Origin of the sequence: Treponema primitia (assembly GCF_046533075.1) — a bacterium.
Taxonomy (GTDB): domain Bacteria; phylum Spirochaetota; class Spirochaetia; order Treponematales; family Breznakiellaceae; genus Termitinema; species Termitinema primitia_B.
In genome coordinates this window covers 84,682-110,025 of the sequence record NZ_JAJQRB010000052.1, presented here as the reverse complement: position 1 = coordinate 110,025, position 25,344 = coordinate 84,682, and the positions used below count along the sequence as shown (strand labels likewise).

The following is a 25,344-nucleotide window of genomic DNA, read 5'->3' as shown; positions in this document are numbered from 1 at the left end:
CACGGAATACGATGTTAAGGCCTTCCTACACCTCCCTTTCCCGTACGTGCCGATAAAGGCGGGCGTGGTGAGGGGTGCGTCCGGCTTCATGTATATGGAATTCTCTGCTTGCGGAGACCCGAAGGGGCTCCGCAAGCAGGCTCTACATGCACATGAAGCCGGGCGTACCCCTCCCCACGCCCGGTTTGCCGACAAATCCCGGGAAAAATAGGGAGATACGCACGAAGAGGGCTAACATCAATATTCCCCTTCCCTAGACGAAGTTCCCCAAAACCTATACAATACTAGAAATTAAGAGATTTAAGCGAGGATTTTATGATACGAGGCGGAGATATAGTCAAAGGCAGCTGTTTGCTCCAAAAGGGCCAGCCTTTTCTGGTGGTGGAACGGGAATTTCATACCCCGGGGAAGGGAACCGCCATTGCGCGGGTAAAAATGAAGAGTATTAAGGACGGTTCGGTACTGACCATGACTATCCCTACCCAGCAGGAGGTTGAGGATGCCACGGTAGATACCCACACCTGCCAGTTTCAATACGCGGATCAGGACAATTTTCACTTTATGGATAACGAGCACTTCGACCAGTTTGAGGTACCTATCAGCAGTATGGAGGACAAGAAACCCTACCTCAAGGACGGGGATTCTTACGAGCTTACGGTCTGGGAAGGCAATGTTATTGATATCAAGATCCCCTATAAGGTGGTCTTTACCGTGGCGGAATCGGAAAATTACGTCAAAGGCGATACCGTATCCGGAGCTACCAAACCCGTCATTACCGAGACCGGTTTGACCGTCCGGGTGCCCCTGTTTATTAAGCAGGGTGAAAAAATCCTGGTCAATACCGAAACCAACGAATACGTGGAACGGGTGAATAGTTAAGGCGCTTGTTGAAGTTTGAAGCCTGGGGAACCAGGAATCTTAGTTTGGGGTATATAATTATTTTCCCGCTTCATTCAGGGCATTTTCCGCCGCTTCAATAAATTGATTGTAGGCAATGGTAGCTCCGCTCACCGCGTCCAGATGCTTCAAGCTCTGCTTTTCCAAAAATTGCAGCCTATATTGTTCCATGGCCCTAATCGCAAGCTGGGCCTTGTCATAAAAATCTTGGCTTGATATTTCCCCGTTGACCTTTCCGTAGTTTTCATCCTTTATGCTCCCATCCTTTTGGCGGGTAATAAATACACAATCAGTAACCTTGCTATCTTTCAGGGTAAGGGCGATCTCTCCCCAGGCGCCGGTATCATCCACCCCGCTCTTCCCACGGTAAGTCCCGTCTTTATACACAGTCTTACCACAGGCAAAAAACAGTAAAGCTGCGGCACAAAGTACAAAAATCTTTTTCATAATAAAATCTCCTTCTTAGCGCTCCCCTCTTTCTCATTATCAACAACCCTGGCGACCCTTCCATGTTCCAGTACCACCGTGCGCTGCGCGTCCTCGGCAACCTCGGGATCGTGGGTAACCACAATCAGGGTACTGCCCTCCCGGTGAAGGGTCTGGAAAATTTCCAGGACCAGGGATTCGTTGGCTTCGTCCAAATTGCCCGTGGGTTCATCGGCCAGGATCAACATGGGGTAGTTGATTAACGCCCGGGCTATGCAGACCCGCTGCTGTTCTCCCCCGGAAAGCTGGCTGGGAAGGTGCCTGGCACGATCCGCCAAGCCGACCCGGTCCAGGGCTTCCAGGGCTTCCTTTTCATCGGGCATGGAGTGGTAGTACTGGGCAACCATGATATTTTCCAGGGCGGAGAGGTACTTTACCAGGTGGAACTGCTGGAAGATCAATCCTATCTTATCCCGCCGGGTAGTGGTAAGGTTTTTGGAACTCTCCTTAGCAATATTAATACCGTCCAGGATAACCTCCCCCGTGGAGGGCTTATCCATGCACCCTATGATATTCATCATGGTGGTTTTTCCGGAACCCGAGGGGCCCATAATGGCAAGCCATTCCCCCTTCCGTACTGTCAGGTTGACATCCTTCAGGGCTTTGAGGTTCCCGTAAATTTTTGAAACATCCCGTAACTCAAGTAAATCCACTTATATTCCTCCAATGTTTTAGCCTCATTCGCCTCGTAATACTATTGCGGGGTCAACTTCGGTGGCGCTCCGTACCGGAATTAGACAGGCCAGACCGGTGATAAAAACTGACACAATAATGGTGAAGGGCGTCATCTGGGGTATAAAACTGATAGGCCGGTTAAATACATTCATTGCCACCGCCTGGGCAAAGATAAAGCCGAAGCCGGCTCCCAAAAGGCCGCCCGCAGCGCCCAGAAACGCCCCCTCCCCCAGAAATTCCAGAACCAGGGCAGAATTTGCCGCGCCCAGGGCTTTCCGCAGCCCTATTTCCTGACGGCGTTCGGCTACCACAGCCATCATGGTGGTGGCCACACAGATCATGGTAAGCAGTAATACTATCAGGGTGACCAGGTATACCAGACCCTGGAGTTTGGTAAGTACCGCTCCCTCGGACTGGGTAACCCGCTTAACCAGCCGGGCTTCAACACCGGGAACACCGGCGCTTATCCGGTCCGCCAGAGCCTGGAGATCCTCACCGGAGGAACTGACACTACATTCCACCACATCAATCCTGCCCTGCTCGGCCATCATGTCTTCAAAATCAGGCAGGGACATAAAGATAAAAGCTTCCTCGGTCCCGCCGGTTTGGACTATACCGGAGACGGTAAATTCCCGGTTTATCCCCTGCCCGCGGCTATCGGTTCCGGTAATAGTAAAGGAACTTCCCTGAACAAGGCGGATCATCTCGGACACCTGCTGTCCAATCAGGGCTTCTCCTCCCCGCTCCGGCCACCGGCCGGATATGAACCAGTAGGGGCTTGCCTTACGGGCTTCGTTCAGATCCGTCCCTGCGGCCATGAAGGGCTGCTCATTGATCTTCACCATCCGGTAGCTGTAGGGGGCAGCTCCAATAAGCTCCCCCGCAGGGAGATATGCCACAGCGGCGCCCACGGTTTCCATGGTCAACACCGCCTCGGTTCCTCCGGGAACAATAACCATATTGGCCCCATAGGAGCGGAATTCCCGGCCCATTTGCCGGGGGATATCGTAGTAAACAGTGATAAGCCCTGACAGTATCGTTGCGCCTATGGCTATGGCCAGCAATGCTACCAACATCCGGGATCTGCGCCGGATAATGGAACTAACCACCATTTTGATAAAGAAACGCTGCCTTCTACCTGCCATGGAGAACCTCCGCAGGGCGCAGGGACAGCAGCAGCCGTATTGAGGGGATACTCCCCGCCAGGGTGACCAGGAGCACCAAAACCGCTACCAGGGGTATCACCATGGGTTTTATATCTATTGACTGGCTAAACACGGACTGGCCGATGATCTGGGCAAAACCAAGCCCGGCAAAATAACCCGCCGCCCCGCCTATTATTCCGGTAATAATGATCTCCGTCAGTATCAGGGCTGTTACCGGGCCGTTGTAAGCTCCCACCGCTTTGAGGAGGCCTATTTCATTGGCCCGTTCCATAACACTGGTGGTAACCAGGTTGGAAATGCCCAGAGCTGAACCGGCCATGCTCAGTATCGTAATAAGGAGCATCAGCAGCTGGGTCTTTTTCAGGATAGCCCCTTCGGATTCCGCCACCATACGTATGGGCTTGGACACCGCATCATTGATCACCTCGTCGATCTGGTAACAGATGGCGCTGACGTAGGCGGTACAATACCAGGTCTCCCATTCTTTGATAGAAAGACTGTTTGGATCCTGTCCTGCCCGGCGGGAAAGCTCGTTATCCGGGGTAGTAAGGGCGCTGACTTCAACACTGCTCACCAGGCCGGGCCTGCCCGCCAGTTCCTGTGCGGCGGCCAGGGTGGTGTAGATCCATCCGTCTTCGTCCCCCCCGGCGTTAAATATCCCCCGTACCAGAAATGTTTCGGCCCGGTTCAGCCCCCTGAGGGTGATGGTATCCCCCAGAGCGATATTATAGCGATGAGCCGCCAGACGTCCTACCATAACCGAGCCGTCATCCCCATCGTTGAGCCAGCCGCCGCTGCCCGTATCCCACCAGGCCTTCATGTTCCGCACCCCCGTATCCAGGGATTCCCCGGTGGGAAGATCCAGGTGATGACCAAACCAGGTTCCTACAACCTTAACGTCATCAGTATTGCTGTTGACCTTCACCCTGGTATTGAGATAAGGGGCAAAATCGACAATATTAAAGGCCCAGAATATGGTTTTTATATTGCCCAGTTCCGCTTCCTGTAAATACTTATCCGATACTCCGCTGCCATCGCTGACCCCGTAGAGATCGTCCAGCAAAGATGCGCCCCTGGGAACCACGTTGATATTTGCGCCGTAGGTCTTGAGTTCCTGGTTTACCTTGTCCCCCACATCAAGCATCACATTCAGCATTGCTGTGGCAAGAGACGCTCCCAGGGCAATCGTAAAGGCTACCATCAGCATTTTCCCTTTCTGCCGGAAAATTGCTCTCCGTACCATTCTCCAAAACATACTATTTGAACCGCCCTTTTTCGTTTTCCAAATCCCCGGTACGAACCACCATTGATCCCCCGCGAATGGCGTAGGCGAGGGGTACCGGATTACAGCCTCCCTTAAAACCAATGGTAGAAATATTCATCACCACATCACAGAGCCGGCAGATAACCTGGTTCTTCCGTTCATAATACCCCGTGGCGCCGCATATATCACAGGCGTCAAGGCCGACCCCATAGGTAATCTCGTTTTTCCGTATTACGATGAACCGTACCTCGGTATTATCCGATGCGGTAAGCGCAAAACGATGAAGATGCCCGTCATTGACCTGTTCAATAGGGATGATAATCTCATCCCCTACTATGCTCATAGGTTCCGCAGGAGAGAGGGTCACCCCCCGCTCCGCATAAGATTTGATCGCAGTAAGGGTAATCAGGGAAACCCCAAACCCCAAGGCCACCGCGAAACTCCAACGCCGGTTCCGGCGCATGGCAGCCCGGATCTTCCGGTGTTCCGCAGGGTTATTATACTTTTGGCTGGAATGAAAACTCGCCGCAAACAGGATGACAGGCAGGAGAAAACCTATCGCCATGATCAAATAAAGAAAAAACACATTATTGTTAATCACCACAACAATTATTCTGAATAACCAGCGGACCATGGGTATGACACGCCGGGCAAAAAGAAACTGTATAATCGACGCTAACTGATTTACCATATTGACCCCAAGGCCGATGGTAAGGAATAGGCTTAAAAGTTTGTCCGGCAGGGACATACAGACGTTAAAAAGAGCAAGGGCGGTAACTAAAACAACTCCAAGACCCGCAAGGAACCCTATGGTTTTAAAAAGAAAATCCGTACTAAAGATACTTTCCCCCGCCAAAAGGAATTCCGTTGGGTACAGAAATATTGTGGGCAGGACGTAAAAAAACAGTGCCGCGGTAAGGATGGCGCTTGCATAATCCAGAGCCCGGCGGTGCAGTTTTGGCAAACGTTTTTCCAACGCTCCCCAGTGGAGCAGGATAAGGATGATCCCCGTCAATATGGCGATGGACAAAGCCCAGGTATTAAAAAAACCCCGGTTAATGAGGGCGGTGGTACGCCGCAGAACCGCAAGGATCGCCGATGCGCTTACCCCGGCTATACTTCCGGCGGCCAACCACTTCTTCCGGTTGGGATCTCCCCTTTTGAAAATAACCGCAAACAACAAAGCCGTAAGAACTGCCGTTACCAGCAAAGTCTGCACAACCTGAATGAGATACCTAAACATGCAACCCCTTTTTTTCCCCGCGAATGCTCAAACGGCAAAGGACTTTAGCGGTGATATGGTATCACCTCCTAAAGTCCTCTGCAAATACCCTAAAACAATTCTACTACCACTGTGGCCCCGTATAGGCTACATTCCATTCCGCCACAAGGGGTTCGCCCCAGAAACGGCCGGGTACACCGGTGGTCTTGTCAACGTGGAGTACAAAGCCCTGGGCTTCGGGGTTCTGGATGAGGAATCGGACCTTATACTCGCCAATGCCGTTCAGCTTAATATTGGCGCCGTAGTGGGGGCCGTCGCTGGCGTTCATGGGCATAAATGTCCCTTCGCTTTTCCAACCATTGGCCTGGGAAATCTCATACCGGACCGTAAGGTTGGGAACAAAGTCGCCAACCCCATAGCCCAATTCGTTTTCCAGGGCGGAGATATCCGCTTCAATGTGTATATCCGACTGGGACGCAGGAAGTCCCGCAGAAGCCGGGAGCATATCCACAGGCTGGAAATACACACCCGCCACATTGAGAGGCCCTAATTCGTGATCATCCCCCAAAGGGAATTCTTCAAAACCGGCGACCTCGCCGGGGGCAACCGTGCTGGCAGGCTTTTTTCCCTGCTGACCGCCGCCGGCAAAGGCAAAGGCGGTACAGCCCGCAATCAAAAGAAGTACCATCAGTTTTCTGATATTCATGTACTCTCCTCCTAAATTCTCTCTCTCATGGCCTAACGGCCCGAGTTAATACCATTGTTAATCCTAGACCGCAGCCGATGGACGGAAACGCTTGTTCCGCTTGAGCTGTACCACAAAGGTTATGATGGTAGCGGCGAGCAGCAGTATCTGTGGGATAAGGGTTTCCAGGTTAGGATAGATACCCAGGATATCCACGGTGCCCACAAAGGAAACCGGGGTGACCCCGATAAGATTCCCCTCCTGAAGTTCCTTGATGCCGTTACCGAGAAAGGTGACCGACATGAGGAAGAGCAGTACGCTGGTACCCAGGAAAAAGGGCTTCAGGGGCAGCCGGAAACTTACCACCCGGATGAGGATGTAGATCACCACCAGGAGCACGGCTCCGATACCCAGACCGAGCCATACCATGTTGATGTAGCTTTGGGTTTGGGCCAGCAGCGCCTGGTAAAAGAGAATAGTCTCAGCCCCTTCCCGAAAAACCGCAAGAAATGCCGCAAAGGCCAGGGAGAACATACTTCCCTTGGTAATGGAACTTTGAACCTTTCCTTCTATGTAGGAAGACCATGCCTCGGATTCCGCCTTAGACACCATCCAGTTACTTACATAGAAAAGGACTACAACCGCCACCAGCATAGTGGCCCCCTCCAGTATCTCCTGGCCCTGGCCGCTGGCGTTACCCGTAAGGGCGTTAAGGATAAAGGCCATTACCACGCTGAGACCCAGAGCCAGGATTGCCCCCCAGTAGACCGGCTTGGTACTTTTTTTGTTTCCGCTTTTTAAAAGGTAGGCCACAATGGCCCCCACCACCAGGATCGCTTCGAAGCCCTCCCGAACTATGATTAGCAGGGAACCCAGGAACACACCCAGAGCGCTCTCCTCCTTACCGTCCAATTGGTTGGCATCCTCCCTGAGGTACTGCACCAAAAGGTCCAGAGCCTGCTTCACCTCATTATTTGGGGCATGGTTGGTCATGGCTTTTTTGATAAAACTGAACTGGTACTCCACCTTGGCAGCCCGGGCCCCGGAAATATAGGCCATCACGGTCTTTTCAAACCCGAGTTTTTCATAATATCCAAAATAGGCCGTATCCACCTGTTCCTTGGCAGTTTCAGAATCCCCGGTCAGGTAGGTTTCATAGGATTGGTTTATCACGTCCCGCATGTTATCCACTATTTCATTCCAGGATGCAAAGGCCGCAAACGCAGGGGAAGACACCAAACTTATCATAAGCACTACCAAGATAGACAGAACTAACTTTTTATGCAAAACCATGCTCCTTTTGATAGATAACTCTTACACTGTTAGTTAATACTAATTAAATGAAAGATAGCAGAGACTAACTTTCATGTCAAGAGATTTCCGAAGAAAAATTTAAAAAAAATGTATAACGCCGGTTTAGCGTATGTTTTGGTCCTAGATAAAGTGCCGGGGTTCCCGATCCTCCTGGAAACCGCTGCCCCGGGCCAGGGCGAAACTGGCAAAACAGCTTATCATCACATCCAGGAAGGCGCCGATGGCAATAAGGTAGAAGGCCATGGGTTTGAGGATGAGGTAACCCGCTTCATAGCCCCGGCCGTAATCAAGACAGAGCGCCGCCAGGGCGGTATAGGCGGCATCCCCGGAGTGGCGGGCCAGGAGGAAGGATATTAACACCGCCCGGATGCCTATGGAAACCACATCCATCAGGGTAATCCCCAAACTGGAATAGGATTTGATGATCACAATAAATGCAGCGGCAGCTACCATGGCGCTGCCCGCACGGCCAAAGGCGGCAAAGAGGGTCACCGTAACGGTATTAGAACGGCGGCGGGCGCCAAGATTTTCCTTAACATGCCTGATAATCACCGGGATGGAAAAGTTGATATCCCCGGAAAAAAACGAAGCCAGAGCGGGACCCAGAGAACCGTAGAGCTGAACCCAGGGATTAACCTTTGGTTTGATAAAGTAGAGAAACAGGGGCAGGATGATAAAGCCTAAAGCCACGCTGAAAACAGCCAGGAGCAGGATGAGATCCTTAAAAACATCGGCCTGGAGGAGTCCGTGAAACCGGATCGCCCAATAGGCTGCAAGGACAATGATAATCAACCCCAGAATTTCCGAAAAAAAGGACGCCACATGATAAAAAATCCGCGACAGGGAATCGAGCAGGGAAATCACCGGTTTGGTATAATTCCGGTCATAGGAAAGGCCCATGCCAAGGAAAAAGGCAAAGACACAGAGGGGTAACAGGTAGACCCCGTCGGAAAACAGGGCGGAAAACATGTTTGAGGGGAAGAGTTCCAGGGCCGCTTCGGACACATTAAGGGAAATAAGCTCTACCTGCTCATCAATCTGAATCGGGATCCGGTCCGGGGGGAAAATCATGGTTACCATGATCCCCGAGGCAACTACAAAAACGGCGCTTCCCAGGATCAGCAGGAAGGAACGGAGGATAAGACGCCAGAACTGGCCATCCTGACGGAGCTCGTAAATCGCTATGGTAAGGGAAAAAATGAGGATAGGAACCGTGCCGTACCGGCCTATCCTGATAGCTATCCTTTCGAGCCAACTCAAAATTGAAAGGATACGTTGATTGTCATTAGGCAGGAGGTATCCAAGGAGGACTCCCAGGAGGGAGCCGATTAACAGTTTAAGCCAAACCTTCATTGATAGATCATACTTGAAGGCTTCACCTGCGTCAATTGTGTCAATTAAGCTTGCGGCGGAAGCCCCTTCCCGAGTATATTTTACCTATGAAAGATACCATCACCTTACTAAAAGAGTCCGAAGCCATGTTGGAGGGGCATTTTCTCCTCTCCTCGGGCCGTCATTCGGACCGGTATTTCCAGTGCGCCCGGCTCTTGCAGTACCCGGATCGGGCGGCGGAAGCTCTGGCGGGGGTAGTGGAACGGTTAAAAGCGGATATCAGGGCGGGGAAACTTGCCGTGGATGCCATTGTGGGTCCCGCCATGGGGGGAATCATCGTAGCCTACGAACTTGCCCGCCAACTGGGGCTGCCGGGCTTCTTTACCGAGCGGGACGATACCGGCGCCATGACCCTTCGCCGGGGTTTTGAGATTAAGCGCGGCGCAAGGGTGCTTATCGCCGAAGATGTGGTTACCACCGGAAAATCCTCCGGGGAAAGCGCCGCGGTTCTGGAAGCGCTGGGGGCAAAAATAAGTGGCTTAGCCTGTGTGGTGGACCGCCGGGCTGCGGGGGTCCCGGTTTCCTGGCCCCTCTACGCAGCCTGTACGGTTGAGGTGGGAAACTGGGAACAGGATAACTGTGAACTCTGTAAAAAGGGCATACCGGCGGTAAAACCGGGGTCCCGAAAACTATAGGAACCAATGCCGGAGCCAAGGGCATTTATCTTAAAAAGAATATTATTAAATAAAATGGAAGGATATGTATGAAAAATTCGTTAAAGGCTATTTTCCTGGATATAGATGAAACCCTGGTTACCAATGAAACCGGCCCTTTCCCGGAGGATGTAGAACAGATTGAGGAAGCCCACCGCCGGGGCCATAAAATATTTCTCAGCACCGGCCGGGGCCTGGCCCATATTCCCGGGATATTAAAGGATGCTCCCTGGATAGACGGCATCATCGCCGGCGCCGGCGCCCAGGTGGTAATCGGAGACCGGACCATTTATCACAAGTGGATACCCCAGGAACTTCTTCCCGCCATATGCGCTCTCTATTTTCAATTAAATAAATTCTGTGTATTTGAAGGGGCAAACGGGGTTTACGGGATCAAACTTCCGGAGCACTACAATACGGATGAAAAAATATTTTCCGTAACTAAGAAAGACGATTTTCTTACTAAATACTCCGATGCAATAATATCAAAATTAACCATTGAAGGCGAAATAAGCGAAAAGGAACGGAATTTTTTAAGTGAGTATTTCCAGCTTAATACCTTTCCTCCGGTTTACTTTGAGGGGATAATCCTTGGGGAAAGTAAATCAAAGGGGATGTCCATAGTCCTTGAGACCCTGGACATCCCCCGTGAAAACAGCATAGCCATCGGCGACAGCAGAAACGATATCGACATAATCTGCGCCGCCGGCCTGGGTATCGCCATGGGCAATGCCTGTGCGGAGCTGAAAGCAGTCGCCGGAGAAATCACCGGCGACTGCGGAAAGGGCGGTGTCGGTCAGGCCATTAAAAAGTTTGTCCTGGAACAGCAATTGTAAAATCCGTTGAAATGTCGTACACCTTTTCTATCCGGTATTCTACCTCGCCATCCGGTGTGTAGAGTTCCAGCCTGAAACGTAATGGAACTGAAACATCCTTTTCAATAGCTTCTTCGCCGGAATCCGGTGGCGCCTCGTAATGGTTCCCTTCCAGGGGCATCCAGCCGTCACCGGCGTTTACAAACCACCTTTTGCGCAGAGGCATGCGGCGGCTGTACTGCCAAGGCTGAACCAGAGCCTCCAGAGTAAAGATCTTCGCGGGAAGTGCCGCGGTTTCCGGATAAATCAGTATATCTGCGCCTATGCTTCCCTTCTCCTGCACCATGATAAGGGGCTGAACAATACCAATGGGGGCGCCGGATATTTCTACCCAGCCGGAAGGACCATAGCGTCTCATATAGACTGCAGCGCCGCCGGGATAGTACTGCCGGTTGATATCCACCCTATCCTCCACAAAAGCCCAAGATCCGGGAACCGCAGTATTCTGAGGCAGGAAAAGATAGACCACCGCATTTCGCTTTACCTGGAAACGGATCCGGGCGCTTTCGTCAAGTTCCGCATCCCCCTCTTTCCAGAGTATATATTCTGCTCCCAAGGTATAGGAGGGAAGTTTTGTTATAACCCCGTCATCAACGGCGTCTATCAGGGGCATTCCGTTCCGGGCATGGCTCATCACCGTTCTGGGCATACCGTTTATCAAGGGCGAATCAATAAGAACTACCTCGCTGATATTCGCCGCGATCACCACGCTGCTGGTTTGCCAGGGGCCAATGTTTCCCGCACGGTCCCCTGCCCGGTAGCTGACTTGATAGGTCCCGGGTTCCGTAAACACCAGCGGTTCCCGGTACTGTTCCGTACCGCCGCTGTTGATCCGGTATTCAATAAACGCTGTACCCGACAAGAGATCCCGGGCAGTAATAGTCAGTTTGGCCATAGCCTGATCATAAACCACCAAAGCCTCCGCATAGGGCGGTTCAAGATCAATTCTAATATCCCGCCGCTGTATTTCCTCCCGGTTTCCCGCTTTATCCAGAGCATACCAGGAGAAGTGGTGTATCCCCTGATCCGCCAGATATATTGGTCCCGAGTAGGCTGAAACCGAAGTCCAAATCCAATCAATTCCGGACATATCATCCAGGGTATCCAAGGTGATCGTAAGGGCTTGATTATACCAGCCGCTTTCCGGCTCTTCGGGGGACAGGGTAAGAACGCTTTCCGGCAATCCCGTATCAACCTTAAACTGACGCTGAACTTCCGCTCCCCTAAGGCCGCGGCTGTCCACACCATAGGCGATGATACGATGCTCCCCGTCTTCCGGCAAAAACTGCTCCGGCGCCTTCTCCCATGGTCCGTCATTAAGCTGCATCAGGGTCCTGGCGACATAGGTTTCCCGGTCGGCGCCGGTAATTTCAATCTCCGGTGTCCGGGTGTACCAGCCATCGAAACCCAAATCCCCGCCGTTCTCAATCCGTATTGTCGTTACCGGCCCATAAACATTGGCAGGGCCATTAAAGGCCCGGATGGTACCATCCGTGTCCGCCGCAAAAATACGTTCATGATAGAGAGCAAAATTGTTATACCGCTTCTCGTCCTGCCAAATCACACCGCCCGTATACCGGTTCAAAACCATTAGACCATCCCGGCCGGCAATTACCGTTTTCTCCAAACCGTTTGCAGGAACAGCGCCGTCTATCCGGCGTGTCCATTGGAGTTTCAGATCCTCCCGGTCATAGGACAGGAGAATTCCCTTATCCAATACCGATACCCCTTCATCGGTCAAGGATATTATGACCCCTGAATGATGGGTATAAGAAATCCGCCGTGTTTCCGCCATTTCCCTGTCAAAGAGGACTAGAGAATTTTCGGTGATCACCGCACCGCCGCAGATATCCGCAGCCGCGACGAGGATCTTCTCACCCGCATCCCAGGGTTTACCGGCGCCGTAAAGGGGAACCAGTTTAGTATCGTCTATGGCGTAGGCGGTACCGTATCGCCATAGTATCGGAATCTTAGTTTCTGTAGTCTTTTTCTGTTCTTCAATTAAAGTTCCCCGTTCTGCGTTCCTAAAGAAGCGCCGATCCTTTGTTTCTTCAATAATAGTAGTACCATCGGTACTAATTGCCTGAATCTCCTCCCGTGACCAAAGCAATGCGCCGCTATGGAAATTCCGGACTTCAAGAAGTCCCTCCTCTGTTAAGGCATAGAGCCTACTGCCTGCGTAGAGTACTTTTTTATAGGCGCCCTGTATGTTCCAAACCAGGCCGCCGTCTCCTGCCATTAGGGCGGTAAGATTTTTATGGCCAAGAACAATAATTTTATTCTCCGCTCCCAGGAGCTGTATAACCGTATCCTTCCCTTCATAGATCCAGGCGGTATCATCATTGGCGGGAAGATCCGTTCTTACCGACGATATCTGTCCTCCGTCTTTCCCTTCCTGCCCCCAAACCTCTTCCCATATCTTTATGGTAAAAGAGCGTCCATCCTTCCAGCCCATCCTATCCCGTGCCTCAATATCTACCCGATATTGACCCTGTTCCAGGGGCCGTCCGCTTATTATTCCCCGGGAAGTCATGGTAAGTCCCGGAGGTAAGCCGCCCTGTTTCACTTGATACTCAACTTCTCCCCCGGCATTCCGGCTTGCAAGTTCGCCGTAATAGCTGACCTCCACTAACCCATCGGGAAGCCGTGTAGTAGTAATGCTGAACGAGCTGCCGATATGTACCGCTATTTCCGCCGTGGATTCAAAACCACGGCTTGTACCATGGATGACAATATTCCAAACACCATTTCCCGCAAACGGTTCCGTCCGGATACGCAAATTTACCCGGGCATTGGGTTTCAGCTCTTCCCTGTCAAGGGACGCAGTAAAGGGCGCGCCGGGCTCGCAGGTGACGCTTAGCTTAACCGTATCCGTGTATCCCGTTATCGCAATGGGGAGAATTTTTTCTTCCCCGGCATTTAATTCCAGCCGTTCAGTGCCGGGATGCATATCAAAGCCCCTATCCTTTACCGTAAAGGTAAGGGCATTACTTTCACCCCCCGAAGAACGTACATGAATTTTACCGCTTAATCCGTCGTCGGGAACAACAAAAATCAATTCCCCATCGGACCACCGGGAGACCGGAACATCCTTCCCATTAAGAAACAGGGTTCCCGGTGACCCAAGACCATATCCGTAGATGTGGATTTCGTCGCCCGTATAGGCCGCCCTGGGAACTACGCTTGTAAGAGCGGGAACAGGGGGAATATCCCGTACAAGGGTAACTAATTCAAAAACCTTGCCTCCTTCGGCCTCGATGTGGGAACTATAGGAACCGGGCATGGTATTTTCCCTGACATAAATCTCTATAACCCCCGTAATGTTTTCCGCGTTGTTTTCCGGTGCTTTTACGGTAATTACCGGGAGGAAAATTTCCAGCTCATCAGGTTGATCCAATACCCTGAAAGACACGGTCCCCTCAAATCCGTTCACAGAACTTAGCCCCAGGGCATAATCCGCTTTCCCGCCGGGAATGGTTTCAGCGGTCCTGGTATAAAGGGATAGTCTATAACCGGGCAGTAAAACTGTTATGGGAAAAACAGCCCTGTCACCACCGGGGCCCCGGATGATGATTTTACCCTCTTCCGTACTGTTTTGTTTTAGTCCGGTTCCCGATCGGGGCGGCAGTACTACCCGCATTGTTCCTGAGCTTGTATCGGTTCCATCATTCAGGATTATCAGTTCTTCATCTTCCCAGAATACCCTGGTTCCGGGTACAAAACCACTCCCATATACGGTAAGAATATTTTCACTTACTCCGCTTATTGCAGAGGGTTCCACCGCGGTAATATCAGGTACGGGCCAACTAATTTCCACTTCAATGGTAAATGGACTGTTCAAAGCGCTATTAGCTTCGTTAAAAAATTCGCAGGGATATTCATAGAGACCGGGCCCCATAGATTCGGGAATACCCATATACCAGGGTATATCCACGGTCGTTTCACTTACCTTAACCGGAGGCGCAAAATGCATGTTGAAGGACTGATTTTGTTCCGGACCGGTATAGCGGACCCCTATATACCCGGAAGCATCAGCGCTTTCATGGAAATTTTCTATCCCGGCCCTAATGGTACCTTCAATAAAACTGCCGACAAAACCACGTTTCCGGAAACGTTCCGTCAGGGCAGCCGGACGATTGAAGACCGGTTTTTCCTGACCGGGCCGGAAAGATATCTGATCCGACCATGACCCCTCCTGATACTTATTATCCAGGGCGGTAACGGCGAAGGATATTTCCTGATCCGGCGTATACCCCGGAAAGCTGAGGGCAGTTATATTACCCACGTATACAATAGATTCCGTTTCTTCCCCATTGTCCCGGATTTTAACTTTGTACCCTTCGGTGCGTCCGCCATTAGTATTTTGCCAATGGAGTGTCAGAATTCCAGGATCTGTTTCTGCGATCCGCAATTCTCCGGGCGCCAAAAGGGGTAGTTCACCCCTGTCCAGCAAAATTTTCCCCGGAGCATAAGCCGTGGGGGACAGATATTCCTCCGGTCCTTCAAGCTGCGCGTAGATAAAGTATTCCCCGTCATTAAGATCCTGTACCGGAACCATCAGGTCAAATTGGCCATCGGGATCGATAGCATAGGTTCCCAATTCCATCCCCGGAACTTCCATCTCTTCCCGGGCAAAAATACGGATCTCCGTTTTACCCGGCTCCGTTATCCCCCGGACCCGTACTGTACCGTTTACCCGTTCCGGTACAGCAAGCGCCGGTTCCCGAAGCTCCAGCATTGGCATGGCCATACTGCCCAGGGCGCTTAACTGATAGGCGTCTTCTTCAAGTCCGCTTACCCGCAGCTGCCAGATCCCCGCTTCCGCAGAATGGATAACTAAAATAGTACCGTTTTTCTCAACGATCGTTTCAGTCCCCTCATACCCTTCACGGTATTCAATTCCCGATGGGGAACTTACCGTTAACTGAGGAGCCCCTTCAATATACTCAAGCAAAACGATGAGCCTATCAAGGCCGCTGTCCGGTATTTTTCCTGTTCCGTCATATTCTTCATAGAGCATACCGAGGGGTGCTGAAAAATCCTTACCCTTTGACGGAATAAAGAACCGGTAACTAACATCTTCGCTGCCGCTCCGATCATTACGATCCAGAGAATTAACATCCCGATCTCCAAAACCCCGGACATTTTTGATCCAGTCCGGTTTTTCTATTTTGTAGCTTGATAGGGTACCAAAGTCAAACTTTCCCGGCCCTACAAAAACGCCCACGGTACCAACAATTGGTAAGCCCACAGTTCCCTTGAATCCCGCTCTCCCATTAGTAAACAGTCCGAATTCAGCGTTTACCTTTACAAGCCACATATTGCTTGAAGGAATTTTTATAAACCAACTATCGATAATTGCACCCTTACCTATACCGAATTTTACCGATCCCTGACCGGAGAAAACCGTTCGCCCGGATTTATCAAAGACATAAATAGTAACCCCTCCTTCGGCAAAGGCAAGCTGTACATACACCTCTCCCACAAATCCCTTCGATCCCATTGCGGCGCTTAACCTGGCATTAATATCAAGTTTTCCCTTCAATATCATGGCTTTACCCTCAAAGGCCCAGGTACCGTTTTTTATATCAACCCAGGCATTGGGAGTCATATCAAGAATAGTACCGCCATAGGCATCACCCACATGCAGCCCCACGGCTATCCGTGGACCCGTATCGTTGAACAAACCCCTGCCTGGTTGGGGTACCTCATTGGGAGGACCATAAGCAATACCGCCGCTAATACCATTAAGGAATAAGCCCGAAGTACCCAGCGGAATCCCTCCTGTGGCCAGAACATACGAAAAATATGCCTGCTTAAGGCCTATAGGATAGGTTGGGCTTATTGTTGCAAACCCAAGAACAGCGGTGATATTTCCCGCTCCGGGAATAAGGACGGAACCACCACCTTCCAGAGTATATCCTTGATGATCATTAGAAAAATTAACTTTTACATCATTAAAGGTCAAAGCTCCTACACTGAAATTTGGCAGCTTAAATGCGCTGCCGGAAATCTGTAATCCCTCTAAAGCGGATACTTTTACTTTGTTCAGGGTAATCTCGCCCTTACCAACAAAATCCGGAAACTTTAGGGTTGCCTTGGAAAAACCTATCTTGTTTTCGGAAAACTCAAGTGATGGTTTATCCAGAACCAATTTAAATCCGGCGATTTCAGTTTCTAACTTTGAAATCTCTATATCCCCCAGAAAAGCGCCGTCGCTGGGCCTAATTTTGGCATTTTTAACGGCGATATATTGGCCCCCAAAATCACCGAACCCCAGGGGCAGCCGGATTTTACAGGACTTTAGGGTTATCAGGAACTGTTCCACGGGATCCTTTTCAAAGAGAAGTTCTTCAATACTTGCGGTAAATCCCGCAAGAGTCATGGACCATCCCCCAATTCCGCCCTTGATATCTTGTATGGTACCATCCCACCCCATCTTAAGGGCTGACAAGGTTATCCGGGTATCGGCTATTCCGTTTGGATAGTAAGATGGCAACGTAGCGCTGCCGCTGATACTTATTCCGGATTCACTGAGATTCAGGCTGCTGAAATTTACCCGTATCCCCCCAAGGATGGAAAAAATAATTTCCGAGTTAAGACTCACATCAAATGTATTCAACCCGGTACGGGTGGATAATTCCAGGGTTCTTAAAACCATTGACGAATTCCTGATACCCTCAGGCAGTCCGGTATTACTAAACTGGATACTGCCGCCTATATTAATCAGAAATTCCTGCTTGGAGCCTTTTCGGAAATTTATACTTCCATTGGTCAGATCTACCATTCCGAATATTTTGGCATTTATACCGGAGGCGGTGATATTTACATCCAGTATATCACCGTAGGTATTTATGGTTAATTTCTGTATCCCCACAGAAATTCCCCGCAGGCCTGTGGGAAAGAAATCCGGAAACGACAGTTCCCCTCCAATGGATATTTCCATGGGCTGCCCCGCCGATTTAGAAATACCTACCATTCCGTTTCGTAATTCCATGGAACCGAATAATTTCTCAACCGGCAGGACCCCGGAAGCGGATACTGTTTTTAAGCCCGATACAGTATCAAATTCCATGGTTATTGAAGTCCGCAGCCCTCCTATACCCTGGGGAAATTTATTTTCCGGAAATATCACCGTTCCCGCCAAATCAAAACTCACCACATCGGATTTCAAAGATGACTCAATAACCACATCGGATAACTGCAGTGATCCAAAGGCATCATAGGGCTTGCCCTTTTCTGTGGAATATTTTGCAGAGAAGGCCTGAATGGTACCATCAAAATTTATTTTAAAATTACTAATTTTAACTTCCGTCGCACGGAGAGAATCAGGAAAATAATCCGGAAGAAGAATATTACCCGATAGGTTTACAAAACCTGTTTGTTTCGCTTCGTTCCAGTCAATACCTATGGAGAGCTTAGAGAAAACATTTCCCAGAGAGTTGGCGGTTGGCAAAACTACTGAAGCTTTTAACCGGGTAATTACCCTGTCGGTGATATCATAGGTAAAGGTTTCTATCTTCAGGGCGGTTCCCGCTAAACCCGCGGGCATGGAGGTATTCAGGGTGATATTACCACCTATGTCTATTATCAGGGATTTCTCCCCTTTCTTTTGCAGGGCAATATGTCCCTTCTTCAATACTATACCATTCACCCCCGGGATAATACCTCCCTCAAGGCCGCTCAAAGAAATATCTATTGTACCAAGGGTTCCATCAGAAAGTATTTCAAAACTGTTGACATTTGCGGTTTTTCCGGCGATAAAGGCCGGCAGTTCCGGGTCGGAGAAATGAGCGGAACCGATAAACTTAATAGCCAATCCTGATTGGATTTGTATCTCATTCAGGGTGAAATCAATCCCAATGAAATTCATTGAAATATTTGTATTAATAATAATATCGGAAAAAGCAAACTCTCCGGTTAGCGGGTTAAATTTAACCTGATCTACACGTGCATCCTGAACCGTATATTCCTGGGGAAACAGTAGTTTTACCGCTTCTGCTGTTATCCATGGCTGTCCCAGAGAAAAAACAACCCTAACATCCCGGAAGAGCAGGTTCCAGACACCGGTAAAAGGTACCGTATACTCCCCATTCAGGCACACATCCAAGAGCAATATATCGCCGCCGAGATCTACCCTGAAATCCCGGATCTGTATTTCTCTGGCAGATAATTCACCCGGCATAGTTTCGGGAAGACGAATACTACCGGCGAAGCTTACCTCCTCATTAACAATAGAAAAATTATTCAGCGTAAAATTCATATTCCAGAGCGTAAAGGGGCTTATTTCGGTATTCCCTATACTAACTGCACCGGTGTTTGATATCCTCAGGTCCCGGACACCGATGTTTATCCTTTCCATGGACTCCGGCAGAACAATAGATGCCTGTTCTGCATGGAGACCAAGTTTATCCAGCGTGACTTCCTTCATGCTAAACGTAAAATCAAGGGCGGTAAATTCAAACTGATCTATCTTCTTTTCTATCCAAAATCCTCCATCGGTTTTGAAACCCACCGTATCAAAAGTAAAGGACTTACCTCCCAGGTAGGCAGGCAAAACAATAATCAGCCCTGCTTCCATCCCCTCACCGGAGAATCGTGTTTCGGTTATCTTCGCTACAGTGCCAAGGAGAGCAATCCCAAGATCCTGTGCCTGAACCACCTCCTGCAAAAGCTGCCCGTCAATGCTAAGAGGCACCTCTCCGATATTGATTTCTATTTCCCGGAACAGGATCCGGTTAGTTCCAATCCGTATTCGGTCAACATCAATTTCGATATCCCTTCCGCTTATGGACCAATCGCCAATTTGGTATACAAGCTCTGTATCCATGGCGGTTCCACTTACGCTGTAATCAGAAAGTATTCTGTATTTCCCGCCGGGAATTGAAATATTCTGACCGGGCCATTGCAGAGAAAGCACCCCTTCAATGATAATACCTTCATTTTCAATTCTTGATTTTTCAACCCCTATCACATAACCATTGGATGCGGTAAAATTAAATTGCCGCTCTTCATTATTTCCCGCAAGAACCTTGCCATCGGAATCAAAAATAACGCTGCCAAAAAGAATATCCGGCCCGTTGATCTCCTTCAATGAAACAATGGGATAGCTTATTTCAAGGACATAGTTTCCATTCAGGATCTTCATCAAAACCCCATCTGCGGAAAGGGATATATTTTGAAAGCGAAAAACGTCCCGTATTCCGTCCAGGGTACCGCTGGTAAAAAGCCCATCCGTAGAAATTCTGGTTTCCGGAAACTCAATACTAAGCCCGCCAAGTTTCCCCGGAAGCCGGAGTGATCCCCGTCCCTTTATGCCCAGCCCGTCAAAGCTAAAACCTTCATAGCGAACCTCCCAGCCTGAAGTATAATATTTAAAACTGCCCGCGGATAAACCTTCCGTGGCTATGCCCCGGTAATCAAAACCCATTCCCGTAAAGGTAATATCGCCGGGATTCAGGTTTAGGACATTTTCTATCCTTCCCCTTCCTATTCGTATCTGTCCCCCATCAAAGCTAATATTTTCCGCCTTAATAAGGTTACCGGCTATGATAAATAGTTTTTCCCCCCCGTACTCCCCGGTCACGATGCCGTTAGGATTAAGTTTTATTCCGGGAAAATCCCAATACCCCATACCTGCCTGATCCGTGATACCATTTCCAAGCGGAAGAACGGCGTTGCTAAAAACCCCGTCGGCGGTAATCCTCCCCGCGCTAAACTGAATTTGGCTGCCATATCCCGGATCACCAAAAAACGCATCCCGTATTATTCCGTTCTGCCAGACTTCATTTTTTCGATTATTTCCAAGACCTAATCCGGTAATTACCTGCTGATTATCCCAAATATCAATTGTTCCTTCAGAGATAAGTATACCATCCCCGGTTAACCATGCTTTTCCTGCACTTACCAAGAATCCGTGAATGTCCGTGGTAAACCCTGTTATCCCGGCTCCGGCCTCCCAATCAATACCGCTGTTAGTAAGAATTGTGTTTTCCGTTCTATAGGTACCATAAACTTCCGAACTGACGGTCCCCGATACAAGCAGATTCCCCCGGATATCAAATTCTGTTTTTATTCCATCAAATACCGCACCGCTGGGACTGGTAATTTTAATAGTGTCCGCATAAAAATCCGGACCCTGATGCACAAAACCATTCCGGCTGTCGATGGTAAAATTCCGTATCCTTAATTCTCTGGGTTCATATCCAACGGGCAGAGATAAAACCGCCTCATAAATATCCAAATAACTGCCGCGAATCCCCCCTCTTTTCACAACGTACACCGCCTTCCCAAGGGTAAGATTCAGAGATTCTGCCGCCGGTATATCCAGAAGAGCGTTAAGATTCCGGCTCCCCTCTTCCATAGAACTATCCTTAAGCCTGATACTACCACCTTCTACGGACGATTCCAGATAAATTAAGCGGTCTGTCAAATACTGTTTGTTAAAGGAAATTTCATTTCCGTAAAACCACTCTTTTCTTCCCCGTAAAGCCAGGGACTCAACCCCTGTCAATGTAAATCCAGGGGTTTCGTCTGCGGTACTAGTGATATGTACCGGGATCCCAATAGCAGCGCTCCCTGAACTAAGCTGGATAAGCGGCGGAAATCCTATACTGAAGGGTCCCAGGTGTACTGTTTTTTCCTGTTGAAGCCCGGCGATAACCATAGGCCGAGTATAAATCGCATCCCCAAGGCTTATCCCCCCGGTACGGTTAAAACTTATCCTTTCTCCTTCCAGGATAAATCCGCCGACCCTGAGTTCATACCTTCCCTTACCGGTCTCTCCATTTTCAATGGCGCCGTCTTTTATATTTATCTCCTCAAGGGGTATTTTCCCCATGGGCTCCCGGGTTTCCATTCCATCAATAACGGTGATTGCGTAAATTTCAAGTGTACCGGGGATCTGTAGGGTAATATCCTCAAAGGAAATTCCCTCCGGTCCAATACGTTTCTTTCCGGAAAGTTGATATCCATTAATATTTTCCAAATAGGGTATGGCATAGGTATCGGGGATAACCGCACTACCGGTAGTGCATAGGGCATAGATTTCCGCCTGGTTTCCGGCGCTGTCATACCCCCGAACTACTACCGTATATACCCTGTCGTCATCCAGGGGAGTAACAATATACCCGGTTGTTTCAGGTCCGACAGTATAGGTACGGATACGTTCCTCATCGGTGACAAATATGGCAATATGATCCATACCCGATTCGCCATCCCTTAATACATCCCAACTTATGCTCTTACCTTTACCCATATAATCTTCAACATCGGTGATGGTAATATAATTACTCTCAAATTCCGGAGGAGCAAAATCGTATCCGAATGATGTTACGCCAAATTTCCGGTTTCCCGCATAATCAATGGCCCAGACTCCAATTTGTACTCTCCCGGATTTTTTCCCGCCCAGGATATTCCGGAGATCCACCGGGACCTCCGTATCAGTAGTACGATTCCAGAAAAAAATATCCCAATCCTCCCCCTGGGGTTCCTCCATGGGTTCATCCTGCGGCAGAAGAAGATACCGGTATTCGGCAACACCGGTCATGTCCGAAGGTTTATTCCATCGTATCAGGGTGTTCCATTGATTATACCAGCGTAAACTTTCTACCTGTGGAACCGTCTGAATCCGCAGTTCTCCCGGCGCTTCCGTATCTATCCTAAACCGGTATTTTGCCCAGGAACCAGGCTTGGTGTTCCCGCCAATACACTGCACAAATAAATTGTAGAATTCGTTTTCCCTATTATCATCCAATTCAATAGAGAGCTTCCCCTTTCCCTCCTGATCTATTTCTGTAGTTTGCCCTTCCCGTACAAGCTCCGGGAATTCTTCGTAACCATTCCGAATAAGCAGTTTTTCTACTTTCCATTGGTACCCACTGATACCTGATTTCATTTCAAAGGCCGGAAAAAAATTAAATTCCGCCCGGGACAAGGAACCTGCCTGTTCAGGCCTATCTGCCTCTGCGTGGGTAGTGCTTCGTATCATTGGAGAACCGGGACTGCGTTGATCCTGTAATACGGTAAAATTCAGAATATTACTCTGGTTCCCGGCGCCATCCTCAGCACGGATATAGATATAGTTAAAGCCGTCACTTAGATTTCCTATGGTGAATTCGTTTTCTGCGGATTGCCTTTGGGATACAAAAACCGGCGTTTCGGCAGCATCCTGTTTGACATCCCAGAAATAGGATTTGATAAACCCGCTCTGCATTTCTGAATTATGGATAAACCGATCCTCACCGATAATTTTTACCAGGACTTCGCCATAGCCGATATAATCGTCCTTCCCGATAATACGATCCCTGTTTAGAGCATCCCGTAATTCAAAGCTCCTTAAATCCGGCGGGGTTCTGTCTATGATAAATTGATAATCCCCGCTTTCCCCGGAATTGCCAACCTCATCCACGGCGCCGGAGCGTATGGTATGGAATCCTTCGGCATAAGAATCAAGGGGAATGTCTATGGATTTCCAATGAACCTTATCAAGAACTGTTTTGACACCCTCAAGCAGGTACCATTGACCGCTTATTTCCGTAAGATTGTCCCTTACATCAATTGTCAGCGAAAGTTTTTCTGCAATCCCATATTCCGGAAAATGCAGATTTATTTCCGGAGGACTCTGATCTATACAGATAACAACTTTTTTAGTAGTACTGTTACCCGCAATATCCCGCAGGGTAAATTCCCGCTCATGTAAACCCTCAGGAAGTTCAATGGTATATCCATCGGCGCTGGAAACACCACCTGTCGAGGCGGACCAACAATTTCTATCCAGGCCGCTGGCCTTATCTGTCCCGGTTATCGTTACATAAGCGGCGCCGGATTTTATCACCAGAGGGCTTATCTCCGGAGGGCTCCTGTCAAACTTATAGAAAAAGACTCTTTCACCGATATTATTTGCATTGTCCACAGCTTTAATCAATACGTTATATATCCCATCCGGCGCCGCATCACTGAAAACAATTCCGTTTTCCGTAACAGTATACCCGTCAATTGCGGATAAAAATCCGTTGGGAAGTATGACGCTTAATTCGACAGAATGTGTCTTTACCCCGCTTTCCGCATCCGTAATAAAATATTCAAAGCGATCCCGCTTAGTCCAGGAGAGCTCCTCCACAGTGTCTCCCAGCGTTGAACCGGCCCGGATATCCGGCGCTATCATATCTATAGAAAAAGTAATGGCCTGTTCCCTGACATGTTCAAGGTTATCCGTCCCTGATATTTTTACGACGTGGTCACCCTCCGAAAGGAAAGGGGCGAGAATAGACATTTCGCATACAGACCCCGATACTGATCCTTGGAATTTGGTTGGCTGCCCTTCATCCAGGGTATATTTCAACGAATCATAATCAAAGCCGCAGCCTGCATCATAAATATCCGATATCCTTATCGGGATTATCCAGCCATTACTCTCTTTACGGGCACACCCGTTAATGGAAAGAACAAATTCCGGAGGAAGTGTATCTATATTAATCTTCCCCTCTGCCCTTGCTTCATTCCCGGCTTTGTCTATGGCCCTTAAAATAACCCTATTGCTTCCTTCCCCGGAGACAGTTATCTTCGGTGAAAAATTGTTAGCATCTAAAGAGATCCATGAAGCGCCATCGTCCCGAGAATATTCAATTATTGCCAGCCCGGGGAATATGTCGCGTGCAGAAAATTGCAGGATTCTCCCCTGGGGAATTGCAGTCCATCTATTATCCATGTCTCCCGACACTACATTCACAAGCGGGATTTTTCTATCAATTCCACAAATTATGGACGCGCTTCCAACATTCCCGATACCGTCGCTTACCCTGAAACGGACTTCATGGGACCCTTCCTTAGTAATGATCGTTTTATTATTAAGTCTGGTCTCGGGGCTCCATGACTTACCAGAGTCTGTCGAGAACTGCCATGTGTCCGGAATTATACCCATCAATGCATCATATCCAACGGCAGTCAGTTCCACCCCAGACCCATTGGTAAATCCACTTGGGGGATTTGCCGTGATGGTTACCACTGGTCCAGTCAGGTCAGTCGTTGTGGAAATAGTTCTTGTTGCCATGTTATTTACATTATCCTTGACAGTGATTTTAAAATTTTGGTGTCCTTCTACCAAGGGGATCTTATTACCGTATTCCCGGCCTTCATCAATTTCCCAAGCTTTCCAGGAAGTTTCGTTTACCCCGGATAAATCATCGACGGCATTCAAAGTGAATTCTTCAGACTTAACATTAGTAATAAAACGATCGGATACGAGAAAACCCCTATTTGTAACTATAATAGATGGAGCGCTGTCATCACACCCTATATAGTAGGTAAACCCATATGAAGAAAAACTAGTTAAATAGGCTTTTGGTTCAACAAATATTCTAATGAATGCGTTTTTTGGCAAAGAAGGAAATGAATAATAAATTGCAGCACCGGTATGATAATAAGTATCCACGCATTGACCGGTATCTTGATCAAATATCTCTATTTTTGCAGGTATGGTGTATTCACTTAAATCCATCTCGACATTTATATTCAGAGATATATTACCGCGGGGGTTACTGTGAAGAACATCATATTTTTCTTTATAAAAAGAAGCATCTCCTGTCGCAGTAACAGTAAGCGTTAAATAACCGTTAATAAATTTATCAACCAAAAACTGATCGGCCATGGCTGAAACCAGGAAACCAAAAAGAAAGAACCATATAAAAACTGCGGATCTAAGCTTGTTTTTCATTT

Annotated in this window: 13 protein-coding genes; 4 read left to right on the top strand and 9 right to left on the bottom strand. The window is 49.0% G+C overall.

Annotation, left to right across the window (positions count from 1 at the left end; genetic code table 11):
- A partial coding sequence (locus LQZ19_RS11265) for a hypothetical protein (RefSeq protein ID WP_411047763.1) occupies window positions 1–211 on the top strand: 211 nt, incomplete at its 5' end.
- A gap of 104 nt (window positions 212–315) precedes the next feature.
- Window positions 316–879, top strand: coding sequence for an elongation factor P (gene efp, locus LQZ19_RS11260; protein WP_411047762.1), 564 nt, complete (start codon window positions 316–318; stop codon window positions 877–879).
- Window positions 880–936: 57 nt separating this feature from the next.
- Here the strand turns inward: efp and LQZ19_RS11255 are convergent, their stop codons facing one another.
- The 8 genes from LQZ19_RS11255 to LQZ19_RS11220 form a co-directional block, all read right to left on the bottom strand.
- Complete coding sequence (locus LQZ19_RS11255; RefSeq protein ID WP_411047761.1) at window positions 937–1,344, bottom strand: FMN-binding protein; 408 nt, start codon at window positions 1,342–1,344, stop codon at window positions 937–939.
- Window positions 1,341–2,036 carry an ABC transporter ATP-binding protein gene (locus LQZ19_RS11250; RefSeq protein ID WP_411047760.1) on the bottom strand — a complete coding sequence of 232 codons (696 nt, stop codon included), beginning with the start codon at window positions 2,034–2,036 and terminating at the stop codon, window positions 1,341–1,343. Before LQZ19_RS11250 ends, LQZ19_RS11255 begins: the two co-directional genes overlap by 4 nt.
- A 24-nt stretch (window positions 2,037–2,060) precedes the next feature.
- Window positions 2,061–3,203: an ABC transporter permease gene (locus tag LQZ19_RS11245; protein WP_411047759.1), complete on the bottom strand. Its 1,143-nt coding sequence runs from the start codon at window positions 3,201–3,203 to the stop codon at window positions 2,061–2,063.
- Window positions 3,193–4,479 (bottom strand): ABC transporter permease, encoded by a 1,287-nt coding sequence (locus tag LQZ19_RS11240; RefSeq protein ID WP_411047758.1) that lies wholly within the window; start codon window positions 4,477–4,479, stop codon window positions 3,193–3,195. Before LQZ19_RS11240 ends, LQZ19_RS11245 begins: the two co-directional genes overlap by 11 nt.
- Before the next feature lies 1 nt (window position 4,480).
- On the bottom strand, window positions 4,481–5,731 hold the full coding sequence (locus LQZ19_RS11235) for a Fe-S-containing protein (protein ID WP_411047757.1): 1,251 nt from the start codon (window positions 5,729–5,731) through the stop codon (window positions 4,481–4,483).
- A 103-nt stretch (window positions 5,732–5,834) separates the two neighbouring features.
- Window positions 5,835–6,416 (bottom strand): iron transporter, encoded by a 582-nt coding sequence (locus LQZ19_RS11230; RefSeq protein WP_411047756.1) that lies wholly within the window; start codon window positions 6,414–6,416, stop codon window positions 5,835–5,837.
- A gap of 63 nt (window positions 6,417–6,479) precedes the next feature.
- A complete protein-coding gene (locus tag LQZ19_RS11225; RefSeq protein WP_411047755.1) occupies window positions 6,480–7,682 on the bottom strand; it encodes an FTR1 family iron permease in 1,203 nt (400 codons plus the stop codon).
- 147 nt (window positions 7,683–7,829) lie between these two features.
- Window positions 7,830–9,062 carry a cation:dicarboxylate symporter family transporter gene (locus LQZ19_RS11220; RefSeq protein ID WP_411047754.1) on the bottom strand — a complete coding sequence of 411 codons (1,233 nt, stop codon included), beginning with the start codon at window positions 9,060–9,062 and terminating at the stop codon, window positions 7,830–7,832.
- Between the two features lie 86 nt (window positions 9,063–9,148).
- Here LQZ19_RS11220 and pyrE point away from each other — a divergent pair, with 86 nt between their 5' ends.
- Both pyrE and LQZ19_RS11210 read left to right on the top strand, forming a co-directional pair.
- Window positions 9,149–9,736 (top strand): orotate phosphoribosyltransferase, encoded by a 588-nt coding sequence (pyrE, locus tag LQZ19_RS11215; RefSeq protein WP_411047753.1) that lies wholly within the window; start codon window positions 9,149–9,151, stop codon window positions 9,734–9,736.
- Between the two features lie 68 nt (window positions 9,737–9,804).
- A complete protein-coding gene (locus LQZ19_RS11210) occupies window positions 9,805–10,590 on the top strand; it encodes an HAD family hydrolase (protein ID WP_411047752.1) in 786 nt (261 codons plus the stop codon).
- Here LQZ19_RS11210 and LQZ19_RS11205 read toward each other — a convergent pair.
- The gene (locus tag LQZ19_RS11205; protein ID WP_411047751.1) at window positions 10,559–25,342 is read right to left on the bottom strand and encodes an OmpL47-type beta-barrel domain-containing protein; all 14,784 of its coding nucleotides are present in this window, start codon (window positions 25,340–25,342) and stop codon (window positions 10,559–10,561) included. The two genes, LQZ19_RS11210 and LQZ19_RS11205, sit on opposite strands and share 32 nt — an antisense overlap.
- Window positions 25,343–25,344: the final 2 nt, after the last annotated feature.